28 protein-coding genes and 2 pseudogenes are annotated in these 26778 nt (G+C 73.8%); 13 read left to right on the forward strand and 17 right to left on the reverse strand.

What is annotated here, in order from left to right; genetic code table 11:
- Positions 1-6: 6 nt before the first annotated feature.
- From IF30_RS0136270 to IF30_RS50895, 6 genes are all read right to left on the reverse strand, one after another.
- Entirely contained in the window at positions 7-1041 is a 1035-nt protein-coding gene (locus IF30_RS0136270) for a LacI family DNA-binding transcriptional regulator (protein WP_030246568.1), read from the reverse strand.
- Positions 1042-1200: 159 nt separating this feature from the next.
- Entirely contained in the window at positions 1201-2295 is a 1095-nt protein-coding gene (locus tag IF30_RS0136275) for a WD40/YVTN/BNR-like repeat-containing protein (RefSeq protein WP_030246570.1), read from the reverse strand.
- Between the two features lie 142 nt (positions 2296-2437).
- Positions 2438-3937: a dihydrolipoyl dehydrogenase family protein gene (locus IF30_RS0136280; RefSeq protein WP_030246572.1), complete on the reverse strand. Its 1500-nt coding sequence runs from the start codon at positions 3935-3937 to the stop codon at positions 2438-2440.
- Entirely contained in the window at positions 3934-4308 is a 375-nt protein-coding gene (locus IF30_RS42530) for a hypothetical protein (protein ID WP_051711974.1), read from the reverse strand. Before IF30_RS42530 ends, IF30_RS0136280 begins: the two co-directional genes overlap by 4 nt.
- Positions 4309-4441: 133 nt before the next feature.
- On the reverse strand, positions 4442-5176 hold the full coding sequence (locus tag IF30_RS0136290) for an alpha/beta fold hydrolase (protein WP_030246578.1): 735 nt from the start codon (positions 5174-5176) through the stop codon (positions 4442-4444).
- Positions 5177-5566: 390 nt separating this feature from the next.
- The gene (locus IF30_RS50895; RefSeq protein ID WP_030246579.1) at positions 5567-5956 is read right to left on the reverse strand and encodes a thioredoxin domain-containing protein; all 390 of its coding nucleotides are present in this window, start codon (positions 5954-5956) and stop codon (positions 5567-5569) included.
- A gap of 223 nt (positions 5957-6179) precedes the next feature.
- Between IF30_RS50895 and IF30_RS0136300 the strand changes: the two genes are divergently transcribed.
- The 3 genes from IF30_RS0136300 to IF30_RS0136310 are packed head-to-tail and all read left to right on the forward strand — an operon-like array spanning position 6180 to position 8170.
- Positions 6180-6758, forward strand: coding sequence for a hypothetical protein (locus IF30_RS0136300; RefSeq protein WP_051711976.1), 579 nt, complete (start codon positions 6180-6182; stop codon positions 6756-6758).
- A 3-nt stretch (positions 6759-6761) separates the two neighbouring features.
- Complete coding sequence (locus tag IF30_RS0136305) at positions 6762-7364, forward strand: sigma-70 family RNA polymerase sigma factor (RefSeq protein ID WP_030246583.1); 603 nt, start codon at positions 6762-6764, stop codon at positions 7362-7364.
- Positions 7361-8170 carry a zf-HC2 domain-containing protein gene (locus IF30_RS0136310; RefSeq protein ID WP_051711979.1) on the forward strand — a complete coding sequence of 270 codons (810 nt, stop codon included), beginning with the start codon at positions 7361-7363 and terminating at the stop codon, positions 8168-8170. The genes IF30_RS0136305 and IF30_RS0136310 overlap by 4 nt, the downstream gene beginning before the upstream one ends.
- 3 nt (positions 8171-8173) lie before the next feature.
- Here the strand turns inward: IF30_RS0136310 and IF30_RS44265 are convergent, their stop codons facing one another.
- The 4 genes from IF30_RS44265 to IF30_RS0136330 all read right to left on the reverse strand — a co-directional run bounded on the left by IF30_RS44265 (position 8174) and on the right by IF30_RS0136330 (position 10587).
- On the reverse strand, positions 8174-8893 hold the full coding sequence (locus tag IF30_RS44265) for a hypothetical protein (protein ID WP_063752940.1): 720 nt from the start codon (positions 8891-8893) through the stop codon (positions 8174-8176).
- Positions 8890-9033 (reverse strand): hypothetical protein, encoded by a 144-nt coding sequence (locus tag IF30_RS48300; RefSeq protein WP_158835775.1) that lies wholly within the window; start codon positions 9031-9033, stop codon positions 8890-8892. The genes IF30_RS44265 and IF30_RS48300 overlap by 4 nt, the downstream gene beginning before the upstream one ends.
- Before the next feature lie 142 nt (positions 9034-9175).
- A complete protein-coding gene (locus IF30_RS0136325; RefSeq protein WP_030246590.1) occupies positions 9176-9688 on the reverse strand; it encodes a DUF1990 family protein in 513 nt (170 codons plus the stop codon).
- Complete coding sequence (locus IF30_RS0136330) at positions 9685-10587, reverse strand: YndJ family protein (RefSeq protein WP_051711980.1); 903 nt, start codon at positions 10585-10587, stop codon at positions 9685-9687. The genes IF30_RS0136325 and IF30_RS0136330 overlap by 4 nt, the downstream gene beginning before the upstream one ends.
- Positions 10588-10751: 164 nt before the next feature.
- Here IF30_RS0136330 and IF30_RS0136335 point away from each other — a divergent pair, with 164 nt between their 5' ends.
- Together IF30_RS0136335 and IF30_RS0136340 are read left to right on the forward strand one after the other, a co-directional pair.
- Positions 10752-11021, forward strand: a complete 270-nt coding sequence (locus tag IF30_RS0136335; RefSeq protein ID WP_030246594.1) for a DUF1876 domain-containing protein — start codon at positions 10752-10754, stop codon at positions 11019-11021.
- The gene (locus IF30_RS0136340; RefSeq protein WP_030246595.1) at positions 11018-11212 is read left to right on the forward strand and encodes a hypothetical protein; all 195 of its coding nucleotides are present in this window, start codon (positions 11018-11020) and stop codon (positions 11210-11212) included. The genes IF30_RS0136335 and IF30_RS0136340 overlap by 4 nt, the downstream gene beginning before the upstream one ends.
- Before the next feature lie 122 nt (positions 11213-11334).
- Here the strand turns inward: IF30_RS0136340 and IF30_RS0136345 are convergent, their stop codons facing one another.
- The 4 genes and pseudogenes from IF30_RS0136345 to IF30_RS0136360 all read right to left on the reverse strand — a co-directional run bounded on the left by IF30_RS0136345 (position 11335) and on the right by IF30_RS0136360 (position 15881).
- Positions 11335-11775: a PPOX class F420-dependent oxidoreductase gene (locus tag IF30_RS0136345; RefSeq protein WP_063752942.1), complete on the reverse strand. Its 441-nt coding sequence runs from the start codon at positions 11773-11775 to the stop codon at positions 11335-11337.
- Positions 11776-11804: 29 nt separating this feature from the next.
- Positions 11805-13228: pseudogene (locus IF30_RS42540) on the reverse strand (cytochrome b).
- Between the two features lie 232 nt (positions 13229-13460).
- Entirely contained in the window at positions 13461-14993 is a 1533-nt protein-coding gene (locus tag IF30_RS0136355) for an MFS transporter (protein ID WP_030246596.1), read from the reverse strand.
- A 207-nt stretch (positions 14994-15200) separates the two neighbouring features.
- Positions 15201-15881, reverse strand: a complete 681-nt coding sequence (locus IF30_RS0136360) for a TetR/AcrR family transcriptional regulator (protein ID WP_051711982.1) — start codon at positions 15879-15881, stop codon at positions 15201-15203.
- A gap of 423 nt (positions 15882-16304) precedes the next feature.
- Between IF30_RS0136360 and IF30_RS0136365 the strand changes: the two genes are divergently transcribed.
- Positions 16305-17090: a VOC family protein gene (locus IF30_RS0136365; protein ID WP_030246598.1), complete on the forward strand. Its 786-nt coding sequence runs from the start codon at positions 16305-16307 to the stop codon at positions 17088-17090.
- On the opposite strand, the gene IF30_RS44270 is transcribed toward IF30_RS0136365, so the two are convergent.
- Entirely contained in the window at positions 17074-17550 is a 477-nt protein-coding gene (locus IF30_RS44270; RefSeq protein ID WP_051711985.1) for a hemerythrin domain-containing protein, read from the reverse strand. The two genes, IF30_RS0136365 and IF30_RS44270, sit on opposite strands and share 17 nt — an antisense overlap.
- A gap of 118 nt (positions 17551-17668) precedes the next feature.
- A complete protein-coding gene (locus IF30_RS0136375; RefSeq protein ID WP_051711988.1) occupies positions 17669-18265 on the reverse strand; it encodes a TIGR03086 family metal-binding protein in 597 nt (198 codons plus the stop codon).
- A 211-nt stretch (positions 18266-18476) separates the two neighbouring features.
- On the opposite strand from IF30_RS0136375, the gene IF30_RS0136380 reads away from it, so the two are divergent.
- Entirely contained in the window at positions 18477-19046 is a 570-nt protein-coding gene (locus tag IF30_RS0136380) for a DoxX family protein (protein ID WP_030246603.1), read from the forward strand.
- 254 nt (positions 19047-19300) lie between these two features.
- A complete protein-coding gene (locus tag IF30_RS0136385) occupies positions 19301-21580 on the forward strand; it encodes a M9 family metallopeptidase (RefSeq protein ID WP_234322974.1) in 2280 nt (759 codons plus the stop codon).
- Positions 21581-21703: 123 nt separating this feature from the next.
- Here the strand turns inward: IF30_RS0136385 and IF30_RS0136390 are convergent, their stop codons facing one another.
- Positions 21704-22465 (reverse strand): PP2C family protein-serine/threonine phosphatase, encoded by a 762-nt coding sequence (locus tag IF30_RS0136390; RefSeq protein WP_030246607.1) that lies wholly within the window; start codon positions 22463-22465, stop codon positions 21704-21706.
- 126 nt (positions 22466-22591) lie between these two features.
- On the opposite strand from IF30_RS0136390, the gene IF30_RS0136395 reads away from it, so the two are divergent.
- From IF30_RS0136395 to IF30_RS0136415, 5 genes and pseudogenes are all read left to right on the forward strand, one after another.
- Positions 22592-23695, forward strand: coding sequence for an LLM class flavin-dependent oxidoreductase (locus tag IF30_RS0136395; RefSeq protein WP_030246610.1), 1104 nt, complete (start codon positions 22592-22594; stop codon positions 23693-23695).
- On the forward strand, positions 23692-24315 hold the full coding sequence (locus IF30_RS0136400; RefSeq protein WP_030246611.1) for an FMN reductase: 624 nt from the start codon (positions 23692-23694) through the stop codon (positions 24313-24315). Before IF30_RS0136395 ends, IF30_RS0136400 begins: the two co-directional genes overlap by 4 nt.
- A gap of 133 nt (positions 24316-24448) precedes the next feature.
- Complete coding sequence (locus IF30_RS0136405) at positions 24449-25552, forward strand: Dyp-type peroxidase (protein WP_030246612.1); 1104 nt, start codon at positions 24449-24451, stop codon at positions 25550-25552.
- Positions 25549-26394 carry a family 1 encapsulin nanocompartment shell protein gene (locus IF30_RS0136410; RefSeq protein ID WP_051711991.1) on the forward strand — a complete coding sequence of 282 codons (846 nt, stop codon included), beginning with the start codon at positions 25549-25551 and terminating at the stop codon, positions 26392-26394. The genes IF30_RS0136405 and IF30_RS0136410 overlap by 4 nt, the downstream gene beginning before the upstream one ends.
- Before the next feature lie 213 nt (positions 26395-26607).
- Positions 26608-26778: pseudogene (locus tag IF30_RS0136415) on the forward strand (electron transfer flavoprotein subunit beta); the annotation flags it as partial.

The raw sequence follows: 26778 nt of genomic DNA on the forward strand, positions 1-26778 counted from the left end.
TCGGCGTCAGCCCGGGGCCGGCCGGTCCGGCGAAGGGCAGCCGCAGGAGCGCCGCACCACCAGCCGGGCCGGGAAGGTCCGGGCGCCGGTGGCGCGGCGCTCGGCCCCGCCCAGGATGAGCTCCAGCGCGGCGCGGGCCATCTCGTCCTGCGCGGTGGTCACGGTGGTGAGCGCCGGCCCGGCGATCACCGCCTCGGCGATGTCGTCGAAGCCGGCCACCGCAAGGTCCTCCGGCACCCGGATCCCCAGGTCGTCGGCGGCCCGCAACAGGCCGATCGCCTGGTCGTCCGTCGCGCAGAACACGGCGGACGGCCGGTCGGGCCGGGCGAGCAGGGCGAGCGCCTCGGCGTGCGCCCGGACGCGGTCGAACGGTGCCGGCGTGAGCAGCCCCTCGGTGGGCAGCCCGGCCTCCTCCAGCGCGGCGACCCAGCCGGCCGTCCGGCCGGTCACCGGGTCGTGCGGGCTGAGCGCGAGGGTGCCGCCGAAGCAGTGCACCCCGGCGTGGCCGTGCCCCAGCAGGTGGCGGACGACCTCGCGGGCGCCGCCCTCGTCGTCGGCGACCACGGCGACGCCGTCGGAACTCTCCGCACGGTGGTGCAGCAGCACGACCGGGGTGCCGTCGGCCACGTCGAAGCCGGTCAGCCCGGGGGTTGCCGGGTCCTGGGTGACCAGGATCAGGCCGTCCACCTGCATCCCGAGGAAGGCCCGGATGTAGTGCGCCTCGCGTTCGTCGGCGTAGTCGGAGTTGCCGATCAGCAGCAGCCGGCCGTGCTCGGCGGCGGCCTGCTCGACGGCGTGGGCGAGCCCGGCGAAGAACGGCTGGCGGGCGTCCGGCACGACCATCCCGAGCAGGTCGGTCCGCCGCCGCGCCATGGCCTGGGCGACCCGGTTGGGCCGGTAGCCGAGCTCCTCGACCGCCGCGAGCACCCGGGCCCGGGTCGCCGGCGCCACCGGCCGCGGCCCGTCGTTGATCACATAACTCACGACCGCCGTGGACGTCCCCGCCGCCCGCGCCACATCGTCCCTCGTCACCCTCGCCATGACCGTTGAGCCTACACAGCACCTCCGACACCTCCGACCAGCGTGTTTCCCGCACACCGGGCGGCACCCGGGCGACCCGCGGCCGGCCGCCCCGGTCGGTCATGACCATCCCGGCGACCACGCGGTCTTCGGGGGGCGGCTCCCGGGGCGACCGGGTCTTCAGGCCACCACAGCCGCCCGGACGCAGAGCACGTCCGGCAGGTGGGAGACCAGCAGGGCCCAGTTCTCGCCGTCGTCGTGGCTGCCGTACACGTCGCCGGTCCGGTTGCCGAAGTAGATCCCGGCCGGGTCGGCGTCGTCGGTGCGCAGCGCGTCGCGCAGCACGATGCCGTAGTGGTCCTCGCCGGGCAGGCCGTCGGCGAGCTGCTGCCAGCTGCTCCCGCCGTCGGTGGTGCGGAAGACCCGGCAGCGGCGGCCGGGCGGGACGCGGTCGTCGGCGCCGCCGAGCGGGAAGAGGTAGGCGGTGTCTCCCCGGTGCGGGTGGGCGGCGACGGCGAAGCCGAACTCGGCGGGCAGCCCGTCGGCGATCGAGTGCCAGGTGCCGCCCCAGTCGTCGCTGCGGTAGACGCCGCCGTGGTTCTGCAGGTAGAGCCGGTCCGGGTGGACCGGGTCCGGGGCGATCTTGTGCACGCACTGGCCGAACTCGGGGTACTGGCTCTCCGGCGGGAAGAACTCGGCGCGCAGCCCGGTGTTGGAGGGCTCCCAGCTGTCGCCGCCGTCCTTGCTGCGGTAGACGCCGCCGCTGGAGACGGCGACCAGCAGCCGCTGCGGGTCGCGCGGGTCGGTGACGATGGTGTGCAGGCCCTGGCCGCCGTAGCCGGCGCCCCACTGCGGCCGCTGGGGGTGCTCCCAGAGCGACTCGACCAGGGCGAAGGTCTCGCCGCCGTCGGTGGAGCGGAACAGCGCGGCGGGTTCGGTGCCCGCGTAGACGACGTCGGGGGCTTCCGGTCCGGCGGGCTGCAGCTGCCAGACCCGGGTGAGCGAGGCGCCGGTGGACTCGGGGAAGCGGATGGCCGGCTGCGGAGGTTCGTACCAGCTCGCGCCGAGGTCGTCGGAGCGCCAGACGGCGGGCCCCCAGTGGCTGCTGTCGGCGCCGACCAGCAGTCTGGTCCGGCCGCCCCGGCGGTCGACGGAGAGGGAGTAGATCGCGTTCATCGGGAAGTGCGGCCCGCTGAACTTCCACGTCAGCCGGTCGCGGCTGCGGCCGAGAAAGAGGCCCTTCTCGGTTCCGACGGCCAACAGCACCTCGGTCATGCCTCACACCACCTGGGTCACGTACGGCCCCCCGGGACGGCCCCCGACTGCCAGTGTCCCGCCGTCCACCGGTGGTCACATCTCGCCGCGCCGTTCACTCGGGAGGCCGTCCGTTCACCCGGTGGGCCGTCCGTCCGCAGGGCTACCCCCGGCAGCCTTCCAGGAGCCGCAGCCACACCTCGCTGATCGTCGGGTAGGCGGGCACCGCGTGCCAGAGCCGGTCGATCGGCACCTCGCCGACCACGGCGACGGTCGCGGAGTGCAGCAGCTCGGCCACCGCGGGGCCGACGAGGCAGGCGCCGACCAGCACTTGGCGGTCCAGGTCGAAGACCACCCGGGCCCGGCCGCGGTAGTCGTCGCCGTACAGGGAGGCCCCGGCGACGGCGCCGAGGTCGTGGTCGACGGCCTTGACCCGCAGGCCGGCCTCCTCGGCGGCGGCCAGGGTGAGTCCGACGGCGGCGACCTCCGGTTGCGTGAAGACCACCTGGGGCGCGCCCGCGAGGTCGGCGGACGCGGCGTGCGCGCCCCAGCGCGCGGTGTCCAGCGGGCGCCCCTGGGCGCGGGCGGCGATCACCGCGCCCGCGATCCGGGCCTGGTACTTGCCCTGGTGGGTGAGCAGCGCCCGGTGGTTGACGTCCCCGGCGGCGTACAGCCACTCGCCGCCACCGCCGTCCCCGCCGCCCACGCCCACCGCACCGTCCACGCCGAGCACCGTGCAGCTGTCGTCCACGTCCAGCCAGGCGCCCGGCTTCAGCCCGACCTGCTCCAGCCCGATGTCGGCGGTGCGCGGAGCCCGGCCGGTCGCGTACAGCACCTCGTCGGCGGTCAGCTTCCCGCCACCGTCCTGCCCGTCCCGGGTGGTGGCGAGCGTCAGGGTCACCGACCCGGAGCCGTCCGTCCGCTCCACCGCCGTGACCTCGGTGCCGAACCTGAGGTCCACCCCGGCGTCCCGCAGGCCCTCGGCCACCAGCTCGCCCGCAAAAGGCTCCATCCTGGGCAGCAGCCCCTCGCCGCGCACCAGCAGGACGACCTCGGCGCCGAGCGCCCGCCAGGCGGCGGCCATCTCCACGCCGACCACCCCGCCGCCGACCACCGCGAGGCGCCCGGGGACGGTCCGAGCGCCGGTCGCCTCCCGGTTGGTCCACGGGTGGGCCTCGGCGAGCCCGGGCACGTGCGGGGGCAGCACCGGGCGGCTGCCGGTGCACACCACGACGGCGTGCCGGGCGGTCAGCACCCGCTCGCTGCCGTCCTCGGCCTCCACCGTCACCGTCCGCTCGCCCGCCAGCCTGCCGTGGCCGCGGACCAGCTCGATGCCGGTGTCCCGCAGCCACCGCACCTGGCCGTCGTCGTTCCAGTGCGAGGTGAAGGAGTCCCGCCGGGCCAGCACCGCGGCCGGGTCCAGGCGCCCGTCACCGACCGCCTCCCGGGATCCGGCCACCGCGCGGGCGTCGGCCAGCGCGGCGACCGGGCGCAGCAGCGCCTTGCTCGGCATGCAGGCCCAGTAGGAGCACTCGCCGCCGACCAGTTCGGCCTCCACGATCACCGTGCGCAGCCCTGCGGCGACCGTCCGGTCCGCCACGTTCTCGCCGGTCGGGCCGGCCCCCAGGACGATGACGTCGTACTCCTCGGCGGTGCTGGTCATGCCCGGTCCTCCGTCGTGTCGATGGCCACCCCGGCACGCGGGGCCGGGGTGGCGGGTGTGCGTTCGCAGATGTCGAGCAGCCGGGCGCGGGCGCGCCGGACCCCGGCCGGGCCGCCCCGGCCGGGGATCCAGCGGGGGATCCCACTGCGGCTGCCCTCCGTCACGTACCCGAGCCTGGCCCGGACTGCCTCCGGCGGCCACTCCGTGCGCTCGGCGCACGTCCGCGGGGTGATCGCGGTGCAGGAGACGAGGGGGGCGAGCGGCACGCGGTGCGGCACGTCGGCGGCGCGCCCGGGCACCACCGCGCCGGCCACCCGGCGGAACTCGGGCTCCGCGGCGGGTGGTTCGATGCGGCTGGGCTGCTCGGTCACGTGGTCTCGCTCTCCGCTCGGATACGGCGTGCGCCCTATCCTGCCGGGCCGGGCGCGTCGACGCGACGGACGGACACGCACAGGACGCGCAGGGGCCACGGCCCGGGCGCGCAGAGCACAGCCGGGCGGAGCCTCAGACCGTGGCGAGTTCCGCGAGCACCGCCGCCGTGTCGGCCGGGCGGGAGAACATCGGCCAGTGCCCGGTGGGCAGTTCGCGCAGTTCCCAGTTCGGCCCGGCCATCCCGGCGAAGTACGGGTGGCCGGCCGCGATCAGCTCGCGGACCTGGGCGAGCGGGAAGGAGCAGGACACCAGCGCCTGCGGCAGGGCGGCCCCGGCGCCGGTCAGACGCAGTTCGTCCCGGTACGCCCCGGCCGGGTGCGGGGTGGCGAGGGAGCGGACCCGCGCCAGCGCGGCCCCGTCCAGGCCCTCCGGGCTGGCGCCGTGCGCGGCCAGGTCCTCCCAGGGCGGCATCGGGAGCCGGCCGTCGACCACCGAGGCCTCGACCATCCGCTGGTAGTCGGGCTGCCAGAGGTCGTAGAGCGCGGAGCCGTCGGCCAGCGGGCCGCTGTCCAGGTAGACCACCCGGCGGATCCGCTCCGGCATCCGGTCCGCGAGCCCGCTCACCGGGGCACAGGCACCGCTGTGGGCGACCAGCACGACCTCCCACAGGTCCTCGCGGACCAGCAGGTCGGCCAGGTCGGCGATGTGCTCCTCCAGGCCGAACTCGCCGCTCTCGCCCGCCCGTTCGGCCAACCCGGGCAGGCTCACGGGGTGCACCCGGTGCCCGGCGGCGCGCAGCGGCGCGGCCACCTCGTCCCAGGCCCAGGCGCCGAGCCAGAGGCCGGGGACCAGTACGAACGTGCTCATCGCGGATCACTCCTTCGTCGGTGGGGTGGTGACGGGGCCTCGACGGGCCTCCCGACGCACCGGACCGGGAGCGGGGACCTCCGGGGGCCTGCCGTCACCGATGACTCTAGGATCCGGTCCGGACGGAAGCCGGTGGGACGCCGCAGATGGCGAGTCGGCGGCACGTAGGGGAGTCGGCGGAAGGAGCGGGCCGGCGAGACCGGGCTCGCCAGGATCCGGCGGGTGCTGCCGCAGCCGCTGCGCGAGCGGATCGCGGCCGCCGAGCGGACCCTCGGACTGACCGCCGCCCCGCCGCCCGGCCCCGGCCCGGCCGCCACCGCACGGCGAGACCGCCGGGGCAGCCCAGAGGGCCCGGGAGAGGTCGCTCCCCAGGGCCTCGCCGGACCGGGATCAGGCCTGGCCTTCGGCCGCCTGCTCCTCGGCGACCTTGCGCTTCACCTCGGCCATGTCCAGGTTGCGGGCCTGGCCGATCAGGTCCTCGAACACCGCCTCCGGCAGCGCGCCGGCCTGCGAGAAGACGAGCACGCCCTCGCGGATGATCGCCAGCGTCGGGATCGACTGGATGCCGAAGGCGGCGGCCAACTCCTGCTGCGCCTCGGTGTCCACCTTGGCGAAGACCAGGTCGGAGTGGCGCTCGGCCGCCTTCTCGTACACCGGGGCGAACTGGCGGCACGGCCCGCACCACCCGGCCCAGAAGTCGATGAAGACGAAGTCCTTGCCGTCCGGGCCCGGGACGATGTCGTCGAAATTCTCCTTGGTCAGCTCGACCGTGCTGCTCATCTCGCGATTCCTTCCCTTCCGGAGACTGCGGTACAGACCATGTGCCCGCCACAACGGCGCTGCTGGGTGACGTATTCCGGACGCGATCCGGGGCGGATTCCGCGGCGGATAAGGGAGCTGATCGGGAGCGGATCCGGAAAGCGGTGCGCCCGGCGTTGAGCGCCGGGCCGGTACCGCGCGTACAGGAGGGTGACCACTCCGTCCGGACTGCAGGAGCCACCCCATGCGCAGTAGAATCCGCACCAGCCGGGCCGCCGTCCTGGCCGCCTCCGGCATCGCGGCGGCCGCCCTGATCGCCGGCTGCGGGTCGTCCGGGGGCGGCACGTCCGGCGCACCGAGTACGTCGTCCGGCGCCCCGAGCATGTCGGGCAGCCAGAGCGCCCCGGCGAGCGCGACCCTGCAGACCGTCAACGACCCCAAGCTGGGCACGATCGTCACCGACAGCGCCGGCTTCACGCTCTACCGCTTCGACCAGGACCACGACAACCCGTCGGAGTCCTCCTGCAACGGCAACTGCGCCACGATCTGGCCGCCCGAGCACGCCGGCGGCAACGTCACCGTCAAGGGCATCGACAGCAAGCTGGTCGGCACCGTCACCCGCTCCGACGGCACCAAGCAGGTCACCCTCAACGGCTGGCCGGTCTACCGCTACTCGCCGGACGCCAAGCCCGGCGACACCAAGGGCCAGGGCGTGGGCGGCACCTGGTTCGCGGTGACCCCGGACGGCGGCAAGGCGGGCACCGGGGCGTCCGCCCCGAGCCCCGCGACCCCCAGCCCGAAGCCCAGCGTCCCCGGCTACTGACCGATGACGACCGCCCTCGACCGGGAGGCCCGGGTGCGCAACGATGAAGTGGTGACCGATGAGCACCCCGTCGGCGGCAGCGCCGGCCACGGCACGGAGGCGTCGGACGAGGAGTTGATGCGCGCCCTGTACCGCGAGCACGCCGGTCCGCTCCTCGGCTTCGTGCTCCACCTGGTGGCCGGGGACCGCCAGCGGGCCGAGGACGTGGTCCAGGAGACCCTGGTACGCGCCTGGCGCAACATCCACCGGCTCGACCCGGAGGTGGACTCGCTGCGGCCCTGGCTGGTCACGGTCGCGCGGCGGATCGTGATCGACGGCCACCGCAGCGCCCGGGCCCGGCCGCGCGAGGTGGACGCCGCGGCCCTGGAACTGCTGCCCGCCGACGACGAGCTCGACCGGGCGCTGCGGATGATGACCGTCGCTGACGCGCTCGGCGACCTCTCGCAGGCGCACCGCGAGATCATCGTCGAGACCTACCTGAAGGGTCGCACCGCCACCGAGGCGGCGGCCGACCTCGGCATCCCGCCCGGGACCGTACGGTCGCGGGTGTACTACGCACTGCGCTCGCTCAGGCTCGCGCTGGAGGAACGGGGAGTGACATCGTGACCAAGCGCCCCGACTCCGCGCCGGGCGGCGCGGAGCCCGTCCCCGGCGGACCCGACTCCGTGCCGGGCGGCGCGGAGCGTGCCCCCGGTGGCTCGGACTCGGCCTTCGGCGGCCCGGAGCACGTCGACGCCGGTGCGTACGTCCTCGGCCTGCTGGAGCCCGCCGAGCGCGCCGCTTTCGAGCAGCACCTGGCAGACTGCCCGCAGTGCGCCGAGCAGGTGGCCGAACTCGGCTTCCTGGAGCCGCTGTTGGGTGAGTACGCGACCTCCGCGGCGGAGGCCGGCCTGGACCCGTCCGGGCCTTTGCCCTCCCCCGATCCGCAGCTCCTGGACCGGCTGGTCGCCGAGGTCGGGACCGTCCGGCGGCGCGGCCGGGTGCGCAGGCTGGTGCTGGCCCTGGCCGCCTCGGTGGCCGTGGTGGCAGGCCCCGCCGTCACGGCCGCGGTGATCACCGCCGACAGCGCGCCGGCCGTGGTCGCCGTGGCCGAGCAGTTCGGCGCCACCGACCCGACCACCGGCGCGCACGCCACCGTCGGTCTGGACGGCGCCACCTGGGGCAGCCGGATCAGCATGCAACTCAGCGGTGTCCAGGGGCCGTTGACCTGCAGTCTGGTGGCGGTGGCGCACAGCGGCGAGCGGCAGACGGTCAACACCTGGTCCGTCCCGGCGAGCGGCTACGGAGGCCGGAGCGGCGTCCTGCGCACCACCGGCGGCGCGGCGCTGCAGCCGGGGGACATCGACCACTTCGAGGTGCGCGTCCAGGACACCGGCGCGGTCCTGGTCGCCGTCCCGGCCCACCGGTCCTGACTCTCAGGACAGCGGGCGCGGGTGCACGTACTGGTACGGGGCCAGCCGCTCGATCCGGGCGGTGCCCCGGACCCCGGGCCAGTGCGGGTCCGGCTCCCCGGTGCCGGTCAGGTGCTCCCGTCGCCACGTCCGGCCCCAGCCGACCCGGACGGTCGGTTCGAAGCCGTGCCACCCCCCGCACGGGCAGGGCGTCAGCACCCGTGCGCAGGAACGGCACAACTCGGTGCGGTCGCCGCAGGTCGGGATCGGCACCGGCGGCCCCTCCTCCCCGCAGGCCGGGCAGCCGGGCAGCTCGGTCCCGTCCAGCAGCGCGTTCTGTCGCCGGACGTAGTCGGGCAGGCTCAACGGCGGGTGCAGGAAAGGATCGTGGCTCCAGGCCGAGTCCGGCGAGCCCCAGCCCCACCGGGGCCGGTGCCACCACGCCGTCCGCGGCGGCATCCGCTGCCCGGCCCGCTTCTGCGCCCGGCGCTGCGCCGTGTACTCCTCCGCCCGGGCCAGCCACAGTTCGCGCGCCTCGTGCAGCTCGTCCACCGCGCGAACCAGCGCGTCGGGGTCCGTCTCCAAATGCCGGGGCATCCGGGCGCTGACGGTGAGGTGGTGGTACGTCGCCCGCAGGCCGTACGGGGCGAAGCAGGTCAGGCAGGTCCGCAGCGCGCTGTGCCGCCGGTACGGCGGGAGCGAGGCGTCGTGCACCCGGGCCCGGTGGGTGTGGAAGCTGGTCATGCGGGGGCCTCCAGGCCTGGCGCGAGGACGAGCGCGGCGGGGACGGCGGTGCCGCGGGCGGCCACCTTCTCGCCGTCCGGCTCGACGTCGTCGCCGTCGGTCTCGGGGGCGAAGGTCGCCAGGACCGGCTGAATCGACATCACTCGGCGATCATCCCAAACCAGTCACCGCACCCACCAGCGGTTTCCTCCGCCGACGCCTGCCCTGTCCCGGCCGCCTGCCCAAGCCGCCTGCCCCGCCCGAGCCGCTACCGTGCCCAAGCCGCCTGCCCCGCCCGAGCCGCTACCGCGCCCGGGCCGCGATCCGGGCCAGCATCCGCCCGCACCGCCGGGCGAAGGCGCGCTGCGCGAGCGGGAGCAGCGGACCGGCCAACCGGGCGTACCGGGCGACGGGCCGGCTGAAGGCGGTGACGCCGAACCAGACGCCGCCGTCCGGGGCGAGTTCGACCACGAAGGTCTCCTCGCCGCGCGCCAGGTGCCCGGCCCTCGTCCCGTACGTGAAGCCGTACCGGTCGGGGCCGTCGACGACGGCCAGGACCCGGTTGGGGGCGCCGGCCCGCAGGGGGCCGAGACCGATCGCGCACCGCACGGCGACGCCCGGGGCGGCCCGGTCCGCGTCGGCGTCGATCCGGACGCCGGCCAGCCGGTGCATCCGCCAGTCGAGGAGGGCCGCGCCGGCGGCGTCCAGCGCGGCGCGGCCGTGGCCGATCCGGGCCCGGTGCCGCAGGTGGCCGTAGCCGGCCGGCAGGTCGCCGGTGAGGCTGGCGCCCTGTTCGGGGTGGCTGTAGTCGTTCATCGGTGGGCCTCCGCGGTGGTGCGGGCGCCGGTGGTCGGGCCGGTGGTGGCCCGTCGAGCGGTGGTGGCCCGGTCGGCGGCGATCCGGCGCCAGGCGAGGAGGGCGCAGAGGGCGAAGCCGAGCGCGTTGCCGACTCCGTGGGTGGCGGCCATCCAGGTGAGGGTGGGGTGGGGGAGTCCGGCGGCCCGGCCGAGCGCCCACCAGAGGGCGAGCAGCATGGTGAGCGCGAGGACGGCCGAGGAGGCGGCGAGCAGCCGGGCGGTGGCCGCGTCGCCGGTCCGGGGGCGCAGCTCGCGCCAGGTGACCAGGCCGACCAGCCACATGCCGACGGCCAGCACGGCGGCTCCCGCGAACTGCCACCAGTCGCCGAGGAAGTACCCGGCCAGCACCAGCAGCGTGCCCGCCGGCACGCTGAGTGCCGCGCAGCGGGCCGCGCCGGAGCCGGGATCGGCGGCGCGGCAGACCAGCCCGGCGATCAGGGCGGCGGTGAACCCCGCGTAGTGGAAGTGCGGGACGGTCAGGGCCAGGATGTGCGGCTCGAAGCCGAACAGCGGGTAGCCGGAGCGCTCGGCGACCAGCGCGGCACCTGCCACCGAGGGCGCGGCGAGCGCGGTGAGGACGGCGACCTCGGCGGGCGCGAGCGAGCGGGTGCGGGCCAGCCGGAGCGGCGCGTGCAGGGCGATGGCCAGGGTGCCGAGGGCGTAGACGGCGGCGTTGCCGGTGGCCAGGGGGCCGTGCGGCAGCCAGAGCGAGAGTGCGCCGGGTACGGCGGCGACCGGCCAGAGGCGGCGGATCCGGGCGAGGCCGGGTTCGTCGATCAGGGCGAGGCCGAGCGGGACGACGGCGCCCATGCCGAGCAGGATCAGCAGGTCCACCAGTTCGGTGGTGCCTCCGTCCATGGCGGACCCTCCATTGAACGCGTTCAAATGAGCTTCGACGTCGACTCTACGCCGCAGTGTTGAACGCGTTCAACTCGCCCCCGGGGTGGCCCGGGCCCGGCTGGCCTGGTGTTCACGCGGGGTGCGGCGCACTCTGGAGGGGTAACCGATGGAGGTGATCCGCCATGCAGACTCTGGTCGGCTGGCACATCGAGATGGAGTTCCGCGAGGACGGCCCGCGGACCAGCGCCGCCGCCCTGCTCCGGCTCGGCGACGGGCGCGAACTGCGGGCCCACGGCTACAGCAGTCGCCACCCCTCCGACCCGGAACAGTTGCGGGTCGGCGAGGAGATCGCGGGGGCCCGGGCGCTCAACGACCTCGCCTCCCAGCTGCTCACCAAGGCCCACGGCGAGATCCAGGAGGTCAGCCCGGTCCCGACCCACCCGCTCTCGTGACCACCCCGAGCGATCGCGCCGGACCGGAGCCGACCCGCGCGCGGATCCCGCTGATCTGCCCGCGCTGCGGGCGCGAGCAGCAGGTCGTGCCCGGCGGCCCCGAGCGGGCGATCAGGGTCGTCCACGTCGGCACGGGCCGGGAGGCCTGTGAGCCGGAGGACCTGGCGCGGGCGCCGGACGACGACTCCTGAACGAACCCCGGCGCCCCACCGACCCACCGCCCCGCCGACCCCCGCCGCAGCGCCCCGCCGTCGCAGCACGGAGCGCCGCAGCGCGCAGCACCGCAGCACCGCAGCACGGAGCGCCCTGCCGCTCAGTTGACGCAGTACGTGCCCGGTGGCTGCCACTCCGGCCCGACCAGCCGCTGCTCCAGCTCGTTCAGCGTGATCCGGATCCCGACCGTCCCGGCCAACCCGACCCGGAACCGGCTGCGGGCCAGCGCGATCAGCGCCGTGAGCCCGTACTTGTTGATCAGCGAGGTGCGGTAGCGCGCGGTCGCGTCCGGGTCGCAGAGCCGTGCGCGGGCCGGGAGGCGGCGGCCGGTCGGGCGTCCGTGGGCGTCGCAGGGGCCGATCAGTACCCGGGGGTGGCGGCGGATGCGCTCGGCCTCGCCGGAGTGGGCGGGGGTCCAGACCCCGAGGGCCGTGCCGTCCTGTACGACCCAGAGCTGCGACTCCTGCCGGTTGCCGTGCTCGTCGAAGGTGGTGAGCAGGAGGTATCTGCTGTCGGCGAGCTGGTCGGTTCGGTCGTGCACGATGTCCTCCCTCTGGTGTCGGGGGCGGGTCAGTGCCCGTGGCCCTCGGCGATCTCGCGGTACTCCTCGGCGGTGGGCTTGGGGATCTGCGCGTGTTCGCCGTGGAATCCGCGGGACAGCCTGACCCGGGTGCGGGTGAGCGCTCCCGTCGGGCGGGCCACTCCATTCTCGTCCGCGGGGGCGGGCAGGACGAGGGGGCGGGGCTGCTCGTGTGCCGTGAGCCGGTGCCGTTCGGCAGGGCTGAGCCCGGCGTGCACCTCGGTGAACTCGCCGTGCGGCAGGCGCTTGATGACGCCGGTCTCCCGTCCGTGCAGCACCTTCTCGCGGTCCCGGCGCTGCAGGCCGAGGCACCACCGCTTGGTGACGAGGAAGACGGCGACCGGGACGGCGAAGGCGCCGGCGCGCACCGCGTAGGTGATGGCGTTGAGCGACAGGTGCAGGTGGGTGGCGATGAGGTCGTTGCCGCCGCCCGCGAGCATCACCAGGTAGAGGCTGATCCAGGCGGCGCCGAGCGCGGTGCGCACGGGAGCGTTGCGCGGCCGGTCGAGCAGGTGGTGCTCCCGCGCGTCGTCGGTCACCCAGCTCTCCACGAAGGGGTAGGCCGCGATGGCGAAGAGGATCACGGGGAACAGCAGGAACGGGATCAGTACGCCGAGGTTGAGGGTGTGCCCCCACAGCCCGACCTCCCAGCCGGGCATCACCCGGATCAGGCCCTCGGCGAAGCCCATGTACCAGTCCGGCTGGGCGTCGGTGGAGACCTGGTCGGGCCGGTACGGGCCGTACGACCAGATCGGGTTGACGGTCGCGATCGCCGACACCAGCGCCACGATGCCGAAGACGAGGAAGAAGAACCCGCCGGCCTTGGCCAGGTAGACCGGCATCAGCGGCATGCCGACGACGTTCTTCTCGGTCCTGCCGGGCCCGGCCCACTGGGTGTGCTTGTGGTAGAAGACCAGGATCAGGTGCGCGACCAGCAGGCCGAGCATGATGCCGGGGATCAGCAGCACGTGGATGGTGAAGAACAGACCCAGTTGATCTCGCGCGGCTTGCGGAACGCGCCGGTGAAGAACACCCGCATCATGTGGACGAACATGGCGGCGACGAAGACGATCGCCGCCCAGTGGTGGATCTGGCGGATCAGCAGCCCGCCGCGGACCTCGAAGCTGATGTCCACGGTGGAGGCGTAGGCCTCCGACATCGCGATGCCCTTGAGCGGCACGTAGGAGCCGTCGTAGACGACCTCGCCCATGCTCGGCTTGAAGAACAGGGTCAGCCAGACGCCGGTCAGGATGATGATCAGGAAGGTGTAGAGGCAGATCTCGCCCAGCATGAAGGACCAGTGGTCCGGGAAGATCTTGCGGAGGTTGGCCCTGGCCAGGGTGTGGATCCCCAGTCGGCCGTCCGCCCAGTCGGCGGCCCGCCGCCCCCGTCCTGGGCTCTGATTCCGGGTCATGTCGCACGCACCTCGGTCCCAAGGAAACGGGGAGATGTCCCCGATTCGCACTGGGCTCCACCTTAAACGGGGGATCATCCCCACTTCCACCCGGGGGTCGGCCGGGACGTGCACCGGAGACCGCGCCGGAGGCGGTACCGGAGGCTGCGCCCTCGCCGGAAACGCCGAGCGGCCCGCCCGGTGCCGTGAGACACCGGACGGGCCGCGTACGCACCCGAGTAACCCCTGCGCGTCAGTGCACCAGCACCGGCACCTCGTCGCTCTTCGCGGCGACCGCACCGGTGGCCGCACCCGACGAGCCCGGCCGGCCGGCGTTGATGAAGGTGAAGGCGACCGTGGCGGCCGCCACCAGGATCCCGAAGGACACCCAGATCGCGGTCGAAAAGCCGTGCACCATGCCCTGGAACTGCAGGGCCTTGGCGGCGGCCGGCGAGCCGGCCGCGGCGGCGGTGGCGTGCGAGGTCAGCCAGCTGGTGGTCGCGCTGGCCGCGATGGTGTTCAGCAGCGCGGTGCCGATGGCGCCGCCGACCTGCTGCGAGGTGTTGACCATCGCGGAGGCCACCCCGGCGTCGCGCGGCTGGACGCCGTACGTGGCCAGGCTCATGGCCGGCATGAACGCGGTGCCCATGCCGAGGCCCATCAGGATCAGGCCGGGCAGGATCAGCGCCGGGTACGAGGTGTCCAGGCCGATGTGGGTCAGCAGGAACATGCCGACCGAGGCGGTCAGGAAGCCGGGCGCCATCAGGTAGCGCGCCGGGACGCGGGTCATCAGCCGGGCACCGATCTGGGTCGAGCCGGTGATCATGCCCGCCACCATCGGCAGGAAGGCGACGCCGGTCAGCACCGGGCTGTAGCCGCGCACGACCTGCAGGTAGTAGGTCAGGAAGAGGAACAGGCCGAACATGCCGATCACGGCCATGCCCAGCGACAGGTACACCCCGCCGCGGTTGCGGTTCAGCACCACGCGCAGCGGCAGCAGCGGGGCCTTGACCCTGCGCTCCACCAGGACGAAGGCGCCCAGCAGCACGACGGCGGCGACGAACAGGCCCAGGGTGCTGCCGGCCGTCCAGCCGGAGGACTCGGCCCGGGTGAAGCCGTACACCAGGGAGACCAGGCCGGTGGTCACCAGCAGCACGCCGGGGATGTCCAGCTTGTTGCGGTTGCGGCCCTCGGCGGGCTCGTGGATCACCATGACGGCGCCCACGGCGGCCACGATGGCGAACGGGATGTTGACGAAGAAGGTCCAGCGCCAGTTCATGTACTCGGTCAGCAGGCCGCCGAGGATCAGGCCGATGGCGCCACCGCCACCGGCGATCGCACCGTAGATGCCGAAGGCCTTGGCGCGCTCCTTGGCTTCGGTGAAGGTCACCGCGAGCAGCGACAGCGCGGCCGGGGCGAGCAGCGCGCCGAACACGCCCTGCAGGGCGCGGGAGCCGAGCAGCATCGCGGTGTTGGCCGCGGCGCCGCCGAGTGCGGAGGCGAGGGCGAAGCCGGTCAGGCCGACGATGAACGTCCGCTTGCGGCCCCAGAGGTCCGCGATCCGGCCGCCGAACAGCAGCAGGCCGCCGAAGGCCAGCGCGTAGGCGGTGATCACCCACTGGCGGTTGCCGTCGGAGATGCCCAGGTCGCGCTGGGCGGACGGCAGGGCGATGTTCACGATGGTCGCGTCGAGGACGACCATCAGCTGGGCGAGGCCGATGAATATCAGGGCCTTCCAGCGCCGAGGATCGGGCAGTGTCGCCGGTCGGGCGTCGGTTTGAGACATGGGGGTACTCACTTCACGGTGCGTGGTGTGCGTGAACGGTCAACTCCCGTACGGGAACGGCAGGTTGCCGTACGGTGAATGGTGCTCGAAAAGCTCGGAGGCGGGCCTGTGCGGCGCCGCTCGGGTGCGGCGGGCGCTCGGGGTCGCCGGTCGGATCGGCCGTGGTGTTCGGGTCGGCCGCGGTGTTCGGATCAGGGTGGTGCTCGGTCAGTTCTGGGTCAGGAAGTCCTCGAAGGTCGCCGCCCGGCCGGGCAGGACCGAACGGGCCGGCGCGCGCAGGCCGTCCAGGAACAGCTGCAGGTGCCGGTGGACGAACTCGTCCAGCGCCCGGCACGAGGTGCCCGGCAGTGGCCGCGTCAGCTGGCTCATCGCGATGAACAGGTCGCCGTGCTCGACGTCCGGCCGCAGTTCGCCCGCGGCCCGGGCGCGCTCCATCAGTCCGCTCACGGCGGTCCGCAGGCGCTCCCGGATCTCGGTCAACTCCGGGTCGAGCGGGTCGACATGGCTGGTGAACAGCGCGCAGAGGCCGCCGACCTTCTCCGCGACGGTCGCGTGCGCGAACCGCTGCAGAGCGTCGAACGGGCCGCCGCCGTCAGCGGCGTCCGCCTCCGCCGTCGCCGTCTCGGCGAGGGCCAGGATGCGGTTCTTGACGAGCAGTGCCACCTCGCGGATCAGTGCCATCCGGTCCGGGAAGTTCCGGTACAGGGTGGCGTTGCCGACCCCCGCCCGCTTCGCGATCTCGTCCAGCGGCGCATCCGCACCGTGCTCGACGAACGCGTCCCGGGCCGCCAGCACGATCCGCTCCCGGTTCCGGCTCGCGTCCGCACGCAACTTGGGCGTACGCACACTCCCCGCGGGACGGACCGACTCGGCGGTGGCGGTGGTCACGACGACTGCTCCTCCAGGATACCGGGGAAATTCTCCCCGCTTCTGCCAACGTACTCGGAAACGGGGAATCCGTCCCCGGAATTTCCCGTGGCAGTGTGACCTGCGCCACATGGACTGGCGGTCGGTCCTCGTGCCGGGGTGCGGAGCGGGCTCCGGCCGGTCCGGCGGGCGCGCGGCCCGCCACCGCCCGCCACCCGCCACCCGCCGCCCGCCACCCGGCCCCGGCCATCGGGTCGCGGCCACCTCGGACTTCCGCCCGCCGCGCCCCGGAGGGCCGGGTGCACGGGGAGCCGGGTGCGCCGATCCGGGCATGGCTTCCCCGGGCTGTCCGGGGTGGCGGCCTAGGCTGTGGGCGTCCCGGGCGGCCGGTGGGCCGTGGGAGTCGGGAGGGGCCCGGCGGCCGGGTGGGCGAGGAGGTCCGCGATGGGCAGCGGTGAGACCGCCGAGGTGCGTTGTGTGGCGGCCGTTCCGTGCTGGGTGAGCCTGACGGCCGGAGACCTGGAGGGGGCCAAGGAGTTCTACGGGCCGCTGCTCGGCTGGGAGTTCGAGGCCGGACCGGACCGCTTCGGGCCGTACGTGCACGCCGTGACCGGCGGGGAGGCGGTGGCCGGGCTGGGCGCCCCGGGCGGCGGGGCCATCCCGCTCGCGTGGACCAGCTACTTCGGGACGGAGAGCGCCGACGCCGCCGCCGACGCGGTGCGTGAGCGCGGCGCGACCCTGGCGGTCGGCCCGCTGGCCTTCGACGCCGGGCGGGTGGCCTTCGCGGCGGACCCGGCGGGTGCGGTGTTCGGCATCTGGGAGGGCCCGCTGGGCTGGGCCCGGAAGCTGGAGCTGCTTGGAGCGCCGGTCTGGATCGAGCTGCGCACCCCGGACCCGTTCGCGGCGGCGCTGTTCTACGGCGAGGTGTTCCGCTGGGACGGCCGCGACCCGGAGCGCTTCGACGTCCGCTGGGAGCACGACCGGGTGGTGCTGCGGGCGGAGGGCACCAGTGTCGCGGCGCTGGCCAAGGAGCAGTCGAGCGGCCCCGCGGGGATGCCGCCGCACTGGGAGGTCTCCTTCGCCGTCCCGGACACCGACCGGGCGCTGGCCCGGGCCGTCGAGCTGGGCGGCGCGGCGCTCGGCCCGGCCTTCGACTCCCCGTACGGGCGGGTGGCGCGGCTGCGGGACCGCGAGGGCGCCCGGTTCGCGGTGATCAGTCCGCAGGGCTGACCGGAGGGCCGAGGCCGAGTTCCGCGCGCTCGGCGCGCAGCCGGTCGCCGAGCGCCGTGCGGGCGGCGGCGGGCAGCGCCTTGCGGGCGGCGGGGAAGAGCCGGTCCTCCTCGCCGCGCAGGTGCCGCCGCAGGGTGTCGGCGAGGCCGCGCAGCAGGGTGTCGAAGGCCGGGTCGGCCGGCTGGAGCGCCTGCAGGTCGGAGAGGTACTGCCCGATCGCCAGGTGGTCGTGGATGCTGCTGAACACCAGGGCCCCGCCGTCGGGCACGTCGTGCTGCACCACGGGGAAGAGGTGCTCCTCCTCGGCGGTGCAGTGGGCGAACAGCAGGTCGGTCAACCTGGTCACCAGGTCGCCGCGGTCGGTGCCGCGGGCCGGCGCGGCCTCGATCGCGTCGAGCAGTTCGGTGACCGCCCGGTGGTCGGCGGTGAATTCGCCGAGGATGTCCGGCCTGCGGCTCATGGTGCCCGCCTCTCGCACGGAAGACTGCCCCCGCACCTTCCAGTATCCGGCGTCGGGCCGCTCCCCCGGGCACGCCGGTGCACACCGGGCCGCTGCGCTCACCTGGGCGGGCGTGCGCTCACCCGGTGTCCCGCCGCCCGGTGAGGGCGAGCAGCCGGGTCTGCGGGGCCGCGTCCTGGGCGACCGGCAGCGGCGGGTCGAAGATCCCGCTGCCGGAGAGGTCGCCGTAGCCGCTGATCTCACCGAGTGCGAAGTCGACGAGGTCGGCGGGGAGCCGGGTGTGCCGTCCGATGCCCTGGGCGAGGTCCCAGCTGTGGATGACGAGGTCGGTGGTGAGCTGGTCCAGGTAGTACTGGCCGGAGACGTCGCCGAAGGAGAGGTGGACGGTCAGTTCGGTGGCGCCGGGGACGGCCCAGGCCTCGCGGGCGGCCTCGGCGGCGTCGGTCCAGGCGGCGACCGGGTCCGCGCCGACCACGTCGCCGTCGAAGCGGCCGCCGACCTCGCCGATGGTGGCGCCCATGAGCAGCTCGGGCACCCAGAGCTGCTCGCCGGTGAGGTGGTTGACCAGGTCGCGGACGGACCAGTCGGTGCACGGGGTGGGGGAGTCCCACTGGTCCGGGGCGATCAGCCGGACGCGTTCGCCGAAGGCGGCCAGGGCTTCGGGGTACGGGGTGCCGGTGCGTGCCGCCCGCTGGTGTTGCCTGCGTTGAGCCATGTCCTCACCCTGCCCCAGCCGGGGCGCGGGCCGCTAGTTGCCCACGAACCGTCAGTTGTTCAAATTCGAACTCCAGGGTACCGTCGGAGCAGCGGCCTGTTCAACGTTGAACAATGATGTCAGGATCATGACTCCTCGGTGCCGCACCACCAGAACCCCTTCACATCGGCTCAGGCCGATGACGACCGACCCTCGATCGATGGAGACGCGCATGCCGAGCAGCAGCCCGAGCACGACCGCCGCCACCAGTCCCGCCGCCCGCCCGTCCGGGGAGACCTCCGGGCTGGCGGCCACCCCGCACGCCTATGACGCCGGGCTCCTGCTCCTGCGCCTGGCCCTCGGCCTGACCATGGCCGTCCACGGCAGCCAGAAGCTGTTCGGCTGGTTCGGCGGCGGCGGGATCGACGGCACCGGTCACTTCTTCACCATGAGCGGCTACCCGGCCGGGAACGTCATGGCCGTGGTGGCCGGCCTCACCGAGACGCTGGGCGGACTCGCCCTCGCCGTAGGCCTGTTGACGCCGCTGGCGGGGGCCGCGGTGGTCGGCACGATGGTCAACGCGATCGCGGTCACCTGGGACGGCGGCTTCTTCGCCCCGAAGGGCTTCGAGTTCGCGCTGCTGCTGGCGGCCGGCGCGGCCGCGCTCGCGCTGACCGGCCCCGGCCGTTACGCGGTGGACCGCTTCCTGCCGGTGGTGCGGTCGCACCGGCTGGCGTACGGCGCGGCGGCCGTCGTGCTCGGCCTCGTGACTGCGGGTGTGACCCTGCTGCTGCGCAAGTAGCCTGTACGCGCGGGCAACCGGCCCTCGGAGAGGCCGTGGTGACGGACCGTCACCACGGCCTCCGTGCGTTTCCTCCCGCGAACCGAGCGCAGCCCTGAGGGTTCCCAAGGCCATGTGATGTGTGCCATGGTACATGTCACACTCCCCACCGTGTCCCCGGCGGAACCGCCCCACGCGGCCCGCCGCCAACGGTCCTCGATCCCCCCACCGGCCGCGCCCCAACCCGCGGCCGACGACGGCCCGGAGGCCCCCACGTGAGTCCCGCGCGTTTGCTGCGACTCCCGCAGCTGGCACGATTGTTGACGCTCGTCCTGTCCTTGTTCCTGGCGGCGGGCCTCTTCGCCCCGCAGAGCCAGGCCGCCCCCACCGCCCACGGCGGTGCGCCCACCCCCGCCACGCCTGCCGGGCCGGCGCCGCAGCCCGCCACCGGCACCCCCGAACGCGGCGACGGCGCACGCCAGTTCGCATCCGCCGACCAACGGGCCCCGATCCCCTTGGACACCCGCCCGGCCGAGGCCCGGCCGACCGCCGACTCCCTCCGTCCCGGTGCTGCGGCCGAACAGGCGTGCACCACCGGCGACTTCACCGGTCGGACCGGAAGCGACCTGGTCCAGCACATCAAGGCCGCCGACGTCCAGTGCATCAACTCCCTCTTCCAGCTCACCGGCGGCGACGCGCGGGGCGCGTTCCGCGAGGAGCAGATGACCACCGTGGCGTACGCGCTGCGCGACGCGGCGGGCAGCTACCCGGGTGACGACTCCACCTCCGTCGAGCAGTTGGCGCTCTACCTGCGCGCGGGCTACTTCGCGCAGTGGTACCATAAGGACGACGTCGGCCCGTACGGCACCACCCTGCAGACCGCGATCCGCTCCGGGCTGGACGCGTTCTTCGGCAGCGCGCACTCGCACGACGTCGTCGCGGGCAACGCGCCCGTCCTGGGCGAGGCCGTCACCCTGATCGACAGCGCGCAGGAGAACGTCCGCTACCTGCCGGTGGTCAAGCGGCTGCTGACCGACTACGACAGCGCGACCTGGAACCCGGCCGGCATGGCCTGGTCGGTCAACCCGGTGTTCACCGTGCTGTTCCGCGGCCACCAGGTGGCCGGCTTCGACACGGCCGTCGAGGCCGACCCCAGCCTGCTGGACGCCCTCTCCGGCTTCGCGACCCGCAACAACGCCCTGCTCGGCGGCGACTTCGGCGTACTGGTCTACAACGCGACCAAGGAGCTGGGCCGCTTCCTGAAGGACACGGCGCTCCAGGCCAAGGTCCGTCCGCTCGCCAAGGCGCTGGTCGACAAGGCCGCCCCGAACGGCCGCACCGTCTTCCAGTGGGCCGCGGTCGCCGAGGCGGTCGGCTACTACGACGCCGGCAACTGCTCGTACTACGGCACCTGCAACGCCGCCGACCAGCTCAAGTCCGGTGTGCTGACGGTGACCCACACCTGCAGCGCGAGCATCAAGCTGATCGCGCAGGCGCTGGACAGCACCCAGCTGGGCGCCACCTGCACCAGCCTGAACGGCCAGGACGCCTTCTTCCACTCGGTGGTCAAGGACAAGGGCCCGGTCAAGGACGACGGGAACACCGGCATCGAGGTCGTGGTCTTCCACTCCTCGCTGGACTACCAGGTGCTGGCGGCCGCGATCTACGGCATCGACACCAACAACGGCGGCATGTACCTGGAGGGCGACCCGACCGCGGTCGGCAACCAGCCGCGCTTCCTCTGCTACGAGGCCGAGTGGGCCCGCCCGTCCTTCGAGATCTGGAACCTCAACCACGAGTACACCCACTACCTCGACGGCCGGTTCGACATGTACGGCGACTTCAACGCCGGCATGACCACCCCGACCGTCTGGTGGGTCGAGGGCTTCGCCGAGTACGTCTCCTACTCGTACCGGAAGGTGAGCAACGACGCCGCCATCGCGGCCGCCGCCCGGCACGTCTACAAGCTGAGCGACCTCTTCGACACCGTCTACGGCGACCAGGACCGCGTCTACCGCTGGGGCTACCTCGCCGTCCGCTACATGCTGGAGCAGCACCGCGCCGACACCGACGCGGTCCTCGCCGACTACCGGGTGGGCGACTGGGCCGGCGCCCGCACCCTGCTGAAGACCACCATCGGCACCCGGTACGACGCCGACTTCGACAGCTGGCTGACCAAGTGCGCGAACGGCGCCTGTGCCACCGGCCCGACCGTCCCGCAGGTGCCGGAGTGCACCGCCGCCGACCCCCGGCAGCTGGACGCCGGCTGCGGCCGCAGCAACGTCGCGGCCACCACGGGCAACTACGCGCACTTCTACCTCCTGGTGCCGGCCGGCACCAAGCAGGTGAAGATCACCACCAGTGGCGGCACCGGCAACGGCGACCTCTACTACAACCCGAGCGGTTGGGCGTACACCAATGCGAACGCGGCCCGCTCGACCGGCCCGGACAACTCGGAGACGCTGACCGTGACCGACCCGCCGGCCGGCTACGTCTACTTCAGCCTCTACGCCCAGCAGGGCTTCGGCGGGGTGAGCGTCACGAGCGAGATGTGAGCCGAGCACCCGGCCGACGGTCGGGTGACCGCCCCGGCGGAGCGCTCCGGCGCCCCGCCGGGGCGGATCCGTGCGCCCGGGGCGGCCGTGAGCCCGGGGCGGGTCCGCGCGCCCGTAAGGCGGCTACGCCCCGATCCGCACCAGCGCCAGGGTGATGTTGTCCGGACCGCCCGCCTCGATCGCCGCCCGCCACAGCTCGAACGCGGCCTTGCCGTCGGAGCGCTCGGCCCCTTCATACGGCCGGGCCAGCAGTTCGGCCAGTTCCTCCTCGGGCACCGGGTCGGTCAGGCCGTCGCTGCACACCAGGTACCGGTCGCCGGCGGCCAGCGGGGCGGTCCGGAGGTGCGGTTCGACGAAGGTGAGCCCCAGTGAGCCGCCCAGCGTCTGGGTGACCACCGAGGTGGTGCGCCGCCCGGGCGGCAGCGGCGGGCTGTCGTCCACGCTCACCCGGCTCAGCCCGTCCCCGGTGATCCGGTAGACCCGGCTGTCGCCGACGTTGAAGGCCAGGGCCCGTTCGGGCAGCAGCACCAGCCCGGCGACGGTGGTGCCCATCGCGGCGAGCTCCGGCTCCTCGGCGGCGGCCGCGTAGACGGCCCGGTTGCACTCCTGCAGTTCCTCCCGGACGGCATCCTCGTCGCCCAGCCCGCCTCCGTGGGCGGCGAGCCGGCGGGCGACCAGGGCGCTGGCGACCTCGCCGCCGGGGTGGCCGCCGAGGCCGTCGGCGACCGCGACCACGCAGGGCGGTCCGAGCGGGAAGAGCAGGGTCTGCGGGTTGGTGGTCACGGTGGCGCAGAGCGTCCACGGCCCGACCGTGAGGCTGTCCTCGTTGTGCTCCCGCACCAGGCCCTCGTGGCTCAGCGCGCTCACCGCGATGTACGGCGCCATCGTTCCGCCGCCCTTCCGGAGCCCCTCGTCGTCGACGTCCCGTCTTCCATTGTCGGCGGGAATAGTCGGCCGCACCCGACTGCTAGGATGGTTGAAAGTTGGACTACCTGGGACGTGGTGAGCAGCATGCAGTTCGGAATCTTCTCCGTCGGCGACGTGACGACCGACCCCACCACCGGCCGCACCCCGAGCGAACACGAGCGGATCAAGGCCATGGTGGCCATCGCCCGCAAGGCCGAGGAGGTCGGCCTGGACGTCTTCGCGACCGGCGAGCACCACAACCGGCCGTTCGTCCCGTCCTCGCCGACGACCATGCTCGGCTACGTCGCCGCGCAGACCGACCGCCTCATCCTCTCCACCTCGACCACCCTGATCACCACCAACGACCCGGTGAAGATCGCCGAGGACTTCGCGATGCTGCAGCACCTCGCCGAGGGCCGGGTGGACCTCATGATGGGCCGCGGCAACACCGGCCCCGTCTACCCCTGGTTCGGCAAGGACATCCGCCAGGGCATCCCGCTCGCGATCGAGAACTACGCGCTGCTGCACCGGCTGTGGCGCGAGGAGGTCGTGGACTGGGAGGGCCGCTTCCGCACCCCGCTGCAGGGCTTCACCTCCACCCCGCGCCCGCTGGACGACGTCCCGCCGTTCGTCTGGCACGGCTCGATCCGCAGCCCCGAGATCGCCGAACAGGCCGCCTACTACGGGGACGGCTTCTTCGCGAACAACATCTTCTGGCCCAAGGAGCACTTCCGGAAGCTCGTCGACCTCTACCGCCGGCGCTACGCCCACTACGGCCACGGCACGCCCGAGCAGGCGATCGTCGGCCTCGGCGGGCAGGTGTTCATGCGGAAGAACTCCCAGGACGCGGTGCGCGAGTTCCGCCCGTACTTCGACAACGCGCCGGTCTACGGGCACGGTCCGTCGCTGGAGGAGTTCACCGAGCAGACCCCGCTGACCGTCGGCAGCCCGCAGGAGGTCATCGAGAAGACCCTGACCTTCCGCGAGACCTTCGGCGACTACCAGCGCCAGCTGTTCCTGATGGACCACGCCGGCCTGCCGCTGAAGACGGTCCTGGAGCAGCTCGACCTGCTCGGCGAGGAGGTCGTGCCGGTGCTGCGCGAGGAGTTCGCCAAGGGCCGCCCGGCCGACGTGCCGGAGGGGCCGACCCACACCGCGCTGGTCGCGGCCCGGGACGAGAACGAGACGAAGGCGGAGGTGGCCAAGTGACCGCGTACAAGCTGGCGGTGGTGAGCGCCGGACTGAGCAAGCCGTCCTCGACGCGCCTGCTGGCGGACCGGCTCGCCGAGTCGACCGTGCGCCGACTCGCCCCGGAGGGCCGGGAGGTGGAGGTCACCGTCGTCGAACTGCGGGACCTCGCCGTGGAGATCGCGAACAACTTCGTCATCGGCTTCCCCGGCGCCGCACTGCGCGATGCGATCGGGGCGGTGACGGAGGCGGACGGCCTGATCGCGGTGACGCCGATCTTCACCGCCTCCTACAGCGGCCTGTTCAAGTCGTTCTTCGACGTGATCGACGACGACGCGCTCACCGGCAAGCCGGTGCTGATCGCCGCCACCGGCGGCACCCCCCGGCACTCGCTCGCCCTGGAGCACGCCGTCCGCCCGCTGTTCAGCTACCTGCGCGCGGTGGTGCTGCCGACCGCCGTCTACGCGGCCACCGACGACTGGGGCACGACGGGCGACGGGCTCACCGACGGGCTGCCACGCCGGATCGACCGCGCGGCGGGCGAACTGGCGGGCCTGCTCGCCGGCCGGGCCCCGGCCGCCCCGGCGGTGCCCGAGCAGGTGGTCCCCTTCGCGGAGCAGCTGGCGGCCCTGCGGGCCTGACCGGACCGCGCCCGCGCATTCGAATGGCCCCGCCGGACCACCGTCCGACGGGGCCATTCGAATGCGCGCCGACCGCGCCGAACCGTCCGCTGTGCGGTGTACTGGCCCGGGTGCCCCGAGGAGGTCCGAACGCATGCATCCCGAACCCCCGCCCGAACCGCAGGCCGAACCGCAGGCGGTGCTCTCCCCGCTGACCGGCGCGGCCGTCTTCCTGGTGCTCACCGTGCGGCCCGGCGGCGAGGACGCCGTCCGGGGCCTGCTGCCCGACCTCGCCGGGCTGCGCCGATCGGTCGGCTTCCGGGCCCCCGAGGGCGGCCTCACCTGCGTCACCGGCATCGGATCGGAGCTCTGGGACCGCCTCTTCGACGGCCCCCGGCCGGCCTCCCTGCACCCGTTCCAGGAGGTGGCCGGCACCCGGCACCTGGCCCCGAGCACCCCCGGCGACCTGCTGCTGCACCTGCGGGCCGAGCGGATGGACCTCTGCTTCGAACTGGCCGGGCAGCTGACCGGGCGGCTCGCCGGAGCCGCCACCGTGGTCGACTCCGTCCAGGGCTTCAGGTACTTCGACGACCGGGACCTGCTCGGCTTCGTGGACGGCACCGAGAACCCCGAGGGCCGGGCCGCCGTGAGTGCCGCGCTGGTCGGCGCGGAGGACCCGGACTTCGCCGGCGCCAGCTACGTCGTCGTGCAGAAGTACCTGCACGACCTCGACAAGTGGAACGCACTGAGCGTCGAGGAGCAGGAGGGCGCGGTCGGCCGCACCAAGCTCACCGACATCGAGCTGGCCGACGACGCCAAGCCCGCCGACTCGCACGTGGCGCTCACCGTGATCACCGGGCCGGACGGCGAGGAGCGGAAGATCGTCCGCTTCAACATGGCGTTCGGGTCCTTCACCGGCGGCGGCGAGTTCGGCACCTACTTCATCGGCTACGCGCGCGACCCCGGGGTGACCGAGGAGATGCTGCGCAACATGTTCGTCGGCAACCCGCCCGGCACCACGGACCGGCTGCTCGACTTCTCCACCGCCGTCACCGGTTCGCTGTTCTTCGTCCCGACCGCCGACTTCCTCGACTCCCCGCCGCCGGCGCCGGGCGCCGCCGCGCCGGGCACCGCCGCGCCCGCCGAATCCGAGGCGCCCGCCGTGTCGGAGGCGCCCGCCGCGCCCGGCCCGGGCGACGGCTCGCTGGGCATCGGCAGCCTCAAGCAGACGACCCCCCGAACAGGACCCCGCGCATGAACAACCTCCACCGGGACCTCGCCCCCGTCTCCGCCCCCGCCTGGGAGGAGATCGAGGAGGAGGCCCGTCAGACCTTCAAACTGCACCTCGCCGGCCGCCGGGTGGTCGACCTGAACGGCCCCGAGGGCGCCGTCCTCGCCGCCGTCGGCACCGGCCACCTGACCGGCATCGAACCCCCGCTCGACGGTGTCCGGGCACGCGCCCGCGCCGCGCAGCCGGTGGTCGAGCTGCGGGTGCCCTTCACCGTCAGCCGGGAGGCCGTGGACGACGTCGAGCGCGGCTCCCGCGACTCCGACTGGCAGCCCGTCAAGGACGCCGCCCGCACCCTCGCCCTCGCCGAGGACCGCGCCGTCTTCGAGGGCTACCGCGCCGCCGCGATCGACGGCATCCGGGCCGCCTCCAGCAACCCCCCGGTCCCCCTGCCCGAGGACGTCCGCGAGTACCCCGAGGCGGTCAGCCGGGCCCTCACCGCCCTGCGCCTGGCCGGCGTCGGCGGCCCCTACTCGCTGCTGCTCGGCGCGGCCGCCTTCACCGCCGTCAACGAGACCAGCGACCACGGCTACCCGGTCCACAACCACCTGGCCCGCCTCCTCGACGGCGACATCATCTGGGCCCCCGCCATCGAGGGCGCCTTCCTGCTCTCCACCCGCGGCGGCGACTTCGAGCTCTTCCTGGGCCAGGACGTCTCCGTCGGCTACCTCTCCCACGACGCCGAGACGGTGCGGCTCTACCTCCAGGAATCCCTCACGTTCCGCGTCCACACGGGAGAGGCCGCCGTCGCCCTGGGCGCCGCGCCGCAGGACGACGGCCCGCGCCCCCCGGGGCACCGGGAAGGGTACTGAGTTCCTTTACGAGGGGTACTGAGTGCCGTATTCTCTCGGTGGAGCCTCTGAAGCCAGTCGAAGAGAGAGCCGACACGGCATGCCGGTCCAGGTGGCGCTAGCGACGCGCGGGTCGCGGCCGGCCCGGGCCTGGCACTCAGTACCCTCGGCAAAGCCTGAGGCCATGGATCCGTGCATCCGTGCATCCGTGCACCCCTGACAGGAGAACCGCTCATGAGCTTGAGGATCGTCGTCTGTGTGAAGTACGTGCCGGATGCGACGGGGGACCGTCGTTTCGAGGACGATCACACCACCGACCGGGAGGGCGTGGACGGCCTGCTGTCGGAGCTGGACGAGTACGGTGTGGAGCAGGCGCTGCGGATCGCGGAGGCGAACGAGGGCGCC

Origin of the sequence: Streptomyces sp. NRRL S-350, assembly GCF_000719705.1 — a bacterium.
GTDB lineage: Bacteria > Actinomycetota > Actinomycetes > Streptomycetales > Streptomycetaceae > Kitasatospora.

Excerpts from the sequence above, each read along its gene's own strand:
- IF30_RS0136290 (WP_030246578.1), bottom strand. The coding sequence starts at position 5,176 with ATGAGCACGTTCGTACTGGTCCCCGGCCTCTGGCTCGGCGCCTGGGCC.
- IF30_RS44265 (WP_063752940.1), bottom strand. The coding sequence starts at position 8,893 with ATGACCAGCTTCCACACCCACCGGGCCCGGGTGCACGACGCCTCGCTC.
- IF30_RS0136355 (WP_030246596.1), bottom strand. The coding sequence starts at position 14,993 with ATGTCTCAAACCGACGCCCGACCGGCGACACTGCCCGATCCTCGGCGC.
- IF30_RS0136405 (WP_030246612.1), top strand. The coding sequence starts at position 24,449 with ATGCATCCCGAACCCCCGCCCGAACCGCAGGCCGAACCGCAGGCGGTG.
- IF30_RS0136390 (WP_030246607.1), bottom strand. The coding sequence starts at position 22,465 with ATGGCGCCGTACATCGCGGTGAGCGCGCTGAGCCACGAGGGCCTGGTG.
- IF30_RS0136395 (WP_030246610.1), top strand. The coding sequence starts at position 22,592 with ATGCAGTTCGGAATCTTCTCCGTCGGCGACGTGACGACCGACCCCACC.
- IF30_RS0136335 (WP_030246594.1), top strand. The coding sequence starts at position 10,752 with ATGCAGACTCTGGTCGGCTGGCACATCGAGATGGAGTTCCGCGAGGAC.
- IF30_RS48300 (WP_158835775.1), bottom strand. The coding sequence starts at position 9,033 with ATGTCGATTCAGCCGGTCCTGGCGACCTTCGCCCCCGAGACCGACGGC.
- IF30_RS0136270 (WP_030246568.1), bottom strand. The coding sequence starts at position 1,041 with ATGGCGAGGGTGACGAGGGACGATGTGGCGCGGGCGGCGGGGACGTCC.
- IF30_RS0136305 (WP_030246583.1), top strand. The coding sequence starts at position 6,762 with ATGACGACCGCCCTCGACCGGGAGGCCCGGGTGCGCAACGATGAAGTG.
- IF30_RS0136330 (WP_051711980.1), bottom strand. The coding sequence starts at position 10,587 with ATGGACGGAGGCACCACCGAACTGGTGGACCTGCTGATCCTGCTCGGC.
- IF30_RS0136300 (WP_051711976.1), top strand. The coding sequence starts at position 6,180 with ATGCGCAGTAGAATCCGCACCAGCCGGGCCGCCGTCCTGGCCGCCTCC.
- IF30_RS0136410 (WP_051711991.1), top strand. The coding sequence starts at position 25,549 with ATGAACAACCTCCACCGGGACCTCGCCCCCGTCTCCGCCCCCGCCTGG.
- IF30_RS0136365 (WP_030246598.1), top strand. The coding sequence starts at position 16,305 with ATGGGCAGCGGTGAGACCGCCGAGGTGCGTTGTGTGGCGGCCGTTCCG.
- IF30_RS0136375 (WP_051711988.1), bottom strand. The coding sequence starts at position 18,265 with ATGGCTCAACGCAGGCAACACCAGCGGGCGGCACGCACCGGCACCCCG.
- IF30_RS44270 (WP_051711985.1), bottom strand. The coding sequence starts at position 17,550 with ATGAGCCGCAGGCCGGACATCCTCGGCGAATTCACCGCCGACCACCGG.
- IF30_RS0136380 (WP_030246603.1), top strand. The coding sequence starts at position 18,477 with ATGCCGAGCAGCAGCCCGAGCACGACCGCCGCCACCAGTCCCGCCGCC.
- IF30_RS0136325 (WP_030246590.1), bottom strand. The coding sequence starts at position 9,688 with ATGAACGACTACAGCCACCCCGAACAGGGCGCCAGCCTCACCGGCGAC.
- IF30_RS0136275 (WP_030246570.1), bottom strand. The coding sequence starts at position 2,295 with ATGACCGAGGTGCTGTTGGCCGTCGGAACCGAGAAGGGCCTCTTTCTC.
- IF30_RS0136280 (WP_030246572.1), bottom strand. The coding sequence starts at position 3,937 with ATGACCAGCACCGCCGAGGAGTACGACGTCATCGTCCTGGGGGCCGGC.
- IF30_RS50895 (WP_030246579.1), bottom strand. The coding sequence starts at position 5,956 with ATGAGCAGCACGGTCGAGCTGACCAAGGAGAATTTCGACGACATCGTC.